At 72.7% G+C, this 1,339-nt stretch carries 1 protein-coding gene; it reads right to left on the bottom strand.

Translation table 11 applies throughout. From position 1 onward, the window contains the following. The coding region (locus ACFSHS_RS12995; protein WP_376876489.1) for an autotransporter outer membrane beta-barrel domain-containing protein at positions 1–1,122 on the bottom strand (1,122 nt) is incomplete at its 3' end. Positions 1,123–1,339 lie beyond the last annotated feature (217 nt).

Raw genomic sequence — 1,339 nt, 5'->3', positions numbered from 1 at the left:
GCTGACCGTCGCGGTGCCGCCGTTGGCGCTGGCGGAGCTCGACTGGTCGTTGTGGACGCCGACCGAGGAGTTCTTCGAGCCGCCGTCCACGTCGTTGATCGCCGCGTTGCCGGAGACGGCCACGCCGCCGTTGGCCTCGGCGGTCAGGTCGCTGTTGTCGACCACGGCGCCCACGGCGCTGGCGTCGCCGCCGTTGCCGCTGGCGTCGTTGTAGCTGACCGCGACCGCGTCACCGGAGCGCGTGTCGTTCTGCGCCAGGGTGTCGGTGTCGCCCGACGAGCGACGGGAGGCCGGGGTCGACGCGGTGGCGCCGGTGTTGTTGCCCGAGTTGGCGCCGGTGGCCGACTTGATCGTGCCGCCGGTGCCGTTGGCCGAGCCGCCGGTGGTGTTGGCGGTGGTGGTCGGGCTGACCGTCGCGGTGCCGCCGTTGGCGCTGGCGGAGCTCGACTGGTCGTTGTGGACGCCGACCGAGGAGTTCTTCGAGCCGCCGTCCACGTCGTTGACCGCCACGTTGCCGGAGACGGCGACGCCACCGTTGGCCTCGGCGGTCAGGTCGCTGTTGTCCACCACGGCGCCCACGGCGCTGGCGTCGCCGCCGTTGCCGCTGGCGTCGTTGCTGCTGTCGGCGACGGCGTCACCGCTGCGGGTGGAGTTCTGGGCGACGCTGGTGGCGTCGCCGCTGGAGCTGCCCGAACCGGTGCCGGCGGTGGCGCTGGTGTTGTTGCCGGAGTTGGCGCCGGTGGCGGAGTGGATCGTGCCGCCGGTGCCGTTGGCCGAGCCGCCGGTGGTGTTGGCGGTGGTGGTCGGGCTGACCGTCGCGGTGCCGCCGTTGGCGCTGGCGGAGCTCGACTGGTCGTTGTGGACGGTGACCGAGGAGTTCTTCGAGCCGCCGTCCACGTCGTTGACCGCCGCGTTGCCGGAGACGGCAACGCCGCCGTTGGCCTGGGCCTCTCCGCCGCTGTTGTCCACCACGGCGCCCACGGCGCTGGCGTCGCCGCCGTTGCCGCTGGCGTCGTTGTCGCTGACGGCGACGGCGTCACCGCTGCGGGTGGAGTTCTGGGCGACCGCCGTGTCGTCGGCGCTGGCCACTGCCTGACCGAGGAGGAACAACCCCCCGGTCATTCCTGCGATTGCGAGTCCGTTGCGCACGGATCGTCTCATTCTGCGTGTCCTTCGAGGGTGTGCGCGCCATCGGTCGAGTGGGTGGTGGCGCGCCGGTGGATGGGAGAGCGGGCGGCTGCACATGTCGGTGAGGGACACCGCCCGGTGGTGCTGATGGGGGCCGGCCCGCCGCCCCCGTGTTTCGAGCGGCGGGCCGGTGGATCAGACGGTCTGGGTC

It is taken from the genome of Blastococcus deserti (assembly GCF_042682525.1).
GTDB lineage: Bacteria > Actinomycetota > Actinomycetes > Mycobacteriales > Geodermatophilaceae > Blastococcus_B > Blastococcus_B deserti.
The sequence above is the reverse complement of the archived record's forward strand: the minus strand, read 5'-3'. Positions and strand labels throughout refer to the sequence as shown.